Consider the following 4,266-nt stretch of genomic DNA (forward strand, 5'->3'; position numbering starts at 1 on the left):
GCGTATCGCGCCCCGGGGGACGCGGGTCGTGATACGCGGCCGGTGCGTGGCACGCGGCCCGTGGGCATGACCCGTGACCGCTTCGTGCCACCCGCCGCGGTCGCCGCCGCGGGACCGCCTCGCCTCACGCCCCGCCGCGGGCCGCGTTCTTCGCCGCGACCACCGCGTCGAAGACCCGCCGCTTGGGCAGGCCCGCCTCGGCCGCGACCGCCGCGATGGCCTCCTTGCGGCGCTCGCCCGCGTCCTCGCGGACCCGGACCCGGCCGACGAGCTCCTCGTCGTCCAGTTCCGCGGGCCCGGCCTCGGGCGCGCCCTCGACGACGATCGTGATCTCGCCCCGCACGCCCTCGGCCGCCCATGCCGCGAGCTCGCCGAGCGGGCCGCGCCTGACCTCCTCGTACGTCTTCGTCAGCTCGCGGCACACGGCGGCCCTGCGGTCCTCGCCGAACACCTCGGCCATCGCCGCGAGCGTGTCGTCCAGGCGGTGCGGCGCCTCGAAATAGACGAGGGTGCGCCGCTCGGCCGCGTTCTCCCGCAGCCTGGCCAGCCGCTCGCCCGCCTTGCGCGGCGGGAAGCCCTCGAAGCAGAACCGGTCCACCGGCAGCCCGGACAGCGCGAGGGCGGTGAGCACCGCCGAGGGGCCCGGCACCGCCGTGACCCGGATGCCCCGCTCCACGGCGGCGGCCACCAGCCGGTAGCCGGGGTCGGACACGGACGGCATCCCCGCGTCCGTGACGAGCAGCACCCGCGCCCCGCCGGCCAGCGCGTCCGCGAGTTCCGGCGTGCGGGCGGACTCGTTGCCCTCGAAGTACGACACGACGCGCCCCGCCGGCTGGACGCCGAGGGACTGCGTGAGCCGCCGCAGCCGCCGCGTGTCCTCGGCGGCGATCACGTCGGCGCGGGTCAGCTCGGCCGAGAGCCGGGGCGGGGCGTCGCTCACGTCGCCGATCGGCGTCCCCGCGAGCACCAGCACGCCGCCCGGCCCGCCGCGGCTGTGCCCGGCGCCGCCGCCCAGGCCGTCCCCGGCGTCCACGCCGGCGTCCGGTCCGGCCTCGTCACGGCCGCCGTCGTCGTGGGAGCCGTCGTCGTGCGTGCCGTCGTCGTCCCAGCCCGGCGCGCCGCCCCCGTACCCCTCCCCACCCGGCACGTCGGCGCCGGACGCGACGGGTCCGGCAGCCCCGGACGGCGGTGCGACAGGCAGGTCGGCGGGGCGGCTCTCGGGTGGCTGGTTCGCGTTCACAGGCGCCATCCTCCCAGCCTCACGGATACGTTCCCTACGATGGCGCGGTGACCAGTACTGCGCCCGAAGCCCTGCACGGGCCCGACGCCGAAGACACGCCGCCCACCTGGCCCGGGCGGCTGCGCCGGTTCGGTCATGTGCCCCGGCCGACCGTCAGCCTGCACGACCGGCTCGTGCCCCCGTTCAACCGGCCCTCCGACCGCCTGTGGGCCGTGCTGCGTGTGCCGCCCGTCACGGCCGAGCGGCTGGCCCGCTGGTCCGGATGGGGCGGACCGCTGCTGGTCACGCTGATCGCGGGCGTGATGCGGTTCTGGCACCTGGGCAGCCCCAAGGCCGTCATATTCGACGAGACGTACTACGCCAAGGACGCCTGGGCGCTGTGGCACCAGGGCTACGAGGGCAACTGGCCGAAGGACGTCGACAAGAAGATCCTGCTCGACCCGTCCGCGGTGCCGGTGCCCCACGATCCCGGCTACGTCGTGCACCCGCCGGTCGGCAAGTGGGTGATCGGCTTCGGCGAGTGGCTGTTCGGCTTCAACCCGTTCGGCTGGCGCTTCATGGTGGCCGTGTGCGGGACGCTGTCGATCCTCATCCTGTGCAGGATCGGCCGCCGCGTCTTCCGCTCGACGTTCCTCGGCTGCCTGGCGGGCGCTCTGCTGGCCACGGACGGCCTGCACTACGTGATGAGCCGCACGGCGCTGCTCGACACGGTGCTGATGTTCTTCGTCCTGGCCGGTTTCGGCTGCCTCGTGCTGGACCGGGACTGGACGAGACGCAGGATGGCGGCCGCCCTGCCCGTCGACGCGGAGGGCGTGCTGCGGCCCGACGCGCACGTCGCGGAGACGCTGCGCTTCGGCCTGCGGCCGTGGCGGCTCGCGGCCGGCGTCGTCCTGGGCCTCGCCTTCGCCACCAAGTGGAACGGCCTCTACATCCTCGCCGCGTTCGCCGTCATGTCCGTGCTGTGGGACGTCGGCACGCGCCGCACCGCCGGCGCGCTGCGGCCCTGGCCCGCCGTGCTGCGCCGCGACCTGCTGCCGGCGTTCGTCTCGACGGTGCCGGTGGCGTTCGCGACGTACCTCGTGTCCTGGAGCGGCTGGCTGTTCACCAGCAACGGCTACTACCGCAACTGGGCGAGCACGAAGGGCCAGGGGCTCGGCGGAAGCTACACCTGGCTCCCGGACTGGATGCGCAGCCTGTGGCACTACGAGTACCAGGTCTACGAGTTCAACATCCATCTCGACAGCGGGCACACCTACCAGTCGAACCCGTGGAGCTGGATCGTCCTCGGCCGCCCCATCTCCTTCTTCTACGAGTCGCCGTCGGCGGGCCAGTCCGGCTGCCCCGCGGACACGGTCGGCAAGTGCTCCCGCGAGGTGCTCGCGCTGGGTACCCCGCTGCTGTGGTGGGCCGCCTGCTTCGCGCTGCTGTACGTCCTGTGGCGCTGGCTGTTCCGCCGCGACTGGCGCGCCGGCGCGATCGCCTGCGGCGTGGCCGCCGGGTGGGCGCCGTGGTTCCTGTACCAGGACCGCACGATCTTCTACTTCTACGCCGTCGTCTTCGCGCCCTTCCTGTGCCTCGCGGTGACGATGATGATCGGCGCGATCATCGGCCCGCCCGGTTCCGACGAGCGCCGCCGCGCGATCGGCGTGGTGAGCGCGGGCGGCCTGGTGCTGCTGATCTTCTGGAACTTCATCTACTTCTGGCCGCTGTACACGGGCACGGCGATCCCGTACTCGTCGTGGCAGCACCGGATGTGGCTGGACACCTGGATCTAGGTCCCGGCGGCCGGCCCGGACGGGGGCGCGGGCGCGGGAGTCCCCCGCGACCCGGGTCCCCGCCCCCGGCCGCCACCGCGACCGGGGGCACGACGGCGGGCGTCAGTCGGACAGTTCGCCGGAGAAGTCCTGGAAGTCCATGTTCGCCAGGGCCAGGTTGCAGTGCATGGCGTGCGGGGTCTCCAGCGCCGGTATCCGGTACGGCTCCGTCGTCTCCTCCGGGTCCGGGCTCACCGCGAGCAGTGTGGGCACCTGCGCGCGCACGCCCGCGGCGTCCGCGACGAACACGACCGCCCAGCCGCACTCGGCGTCCTCGGCCGTTTCGCCCCCTCCTTCGGCGGCGGCCGCCGCCAGCGCGGCGAGGATCTCGGGGACGCCCGCGCCCTCCCACCGGGGATCGTCGACGCAGAGGATCTCCTCCGTGAGGCGGCCGTTCTCCCCGTCCCGCTCGTCGAAGACCCACGGGTGGTCGAGGGTTTCGCGCAGCCGCCGCCAGCCCGCGTCGTCCCCGTAGTCGGTGCGGACGAGCAGCAGGGGCGGGTAGTCCTCGTCGGTCTTCGGCAGGGTGCGCACGAGCGGACGTTCCTTCCGGCTGTGCGGCCGGGGCGGCCGCTTCGACAGTGGGCCACAGCGTAGGGGCCGGGTACGACAGTCCCCGGCGGGCGGCTCCCGGCCGCCGTCCGGCCCCGCACGCGCCGACCGCGCGCTGTCGGAGGCCGCTTGTAGCCTGGCGGCCTCTTGCCACCGGCCCGGAGGGGAACATGAGCGCCGCACCGCTGCCCGAGCACGATCTCCCACTGCTGCTGCGCACCGACTTCACCGACGAGGACGCCTGGCGCGGGCTGCTGCGGGAGGTGGACCGGGGCTGGGTGAGCGTGGAGGCCGACCGGCGCCACGAGGGCCTGTCCCCCGACGCGTTGCGGGCGCTGGTCCCCGAGGGCAGCCGCCGGACGGTGCTCGTCGTCGCCGACGCGGTCACGTTCGCGTCCGGCGAGCGCCCGCTGCTCCTGGTCGACGCGGCCGACGGCCGGTCGTTTCGCGCGGTGCCCGACGCCTGCGCCTCCGCCGTCGGCAATCTGGCGCTCGGCGAGGAGACGTTCGACGACCTCTACGACGGGGTCGGCGGCGCGTCGGGCACCTACCGCCTCTCGGCCCGCCACCACGAGGCGCTGGAAGCACTGCGGGCCGCGCGGCAGCCGGCGGGGGCGGCGCCGCACGCCGTGGTCCCCGGGCGCGTCCCCGGGGCCGCCG

General features: G+C 74.8%; 4 protein-coding genes. 2 read left to right on the forward strand and 2 right to left on the reverse strand.

What is annotated here, in order from left to right; genetic code table 11:
* Positions 1-124: 124 nt before the first annotated feature.
* Positions 125-1,015, reverse strand: a complete 891-nt coding sequence (gene rsmI, locus L1885_RS24470) for a 16S rRNA (cytidine(1402)-2'-O)-methyltransferase (protein WP_372482020.1) — start codon at positions 1,013-1,015, stop codon at positions 125-127.
* Positions 1,016-1,287: 272 nt separating this feature from the next.
* Here rsmI and L1885_RS24475 point away from each other — a divergent pair, with 272 nt between their 5' ends.
* Positions 1,288-3,015, forward strand: a complete 1,728-nt coding sequence (locus L1885_RS24475; RefSeq protein WP_235799336.1) for a dolichyl-phosphate-mannose--protein mannosyltransferase — start codon at positions 1,288-1,290, stop codon at positions 3,013-3,015.
* A gap of 102 nt (positions 3,016-3,117) precedes the next feature.
* Here the strand turns inward: L1885_RS24475 and L1885_RS24480 are convergent, their stop codons facing one another.
* Positions 3,118-3,588: a DUF6924 domain-containing protein gene (locus tag L1885_RS24480; protein WP_235799337.1), complete on the reverse strand. Its 471-nt coding sequence runs from the start codon at positions 3,586-3,588 to the stop codon at positions 3,118-3,120.
* 188 nt (positions 3,589-3,776) lie between these two features.
* On the opposite strand from L1885_RS24480, the gene L1885_RS24485 reads away from it, so the two are divergent.
* Positions 3,777-4,266 (forward strand): DUF6924 domain-containing protein (locus L1885_RS24485; protein WP_235799338.1); only part of this gene is annotated, 490 nt, incomplete at its 3' end.

Source organism: Streptomyces fuscigenes (assembly GCF_021556455.1).
Taxonomy (GTDB): Bacteria; Actinomycetota; Actinomycetes; order Streptomycetales; family Streptomycetaceae; genus Streptomyces; species Streptomyces fuscigenes.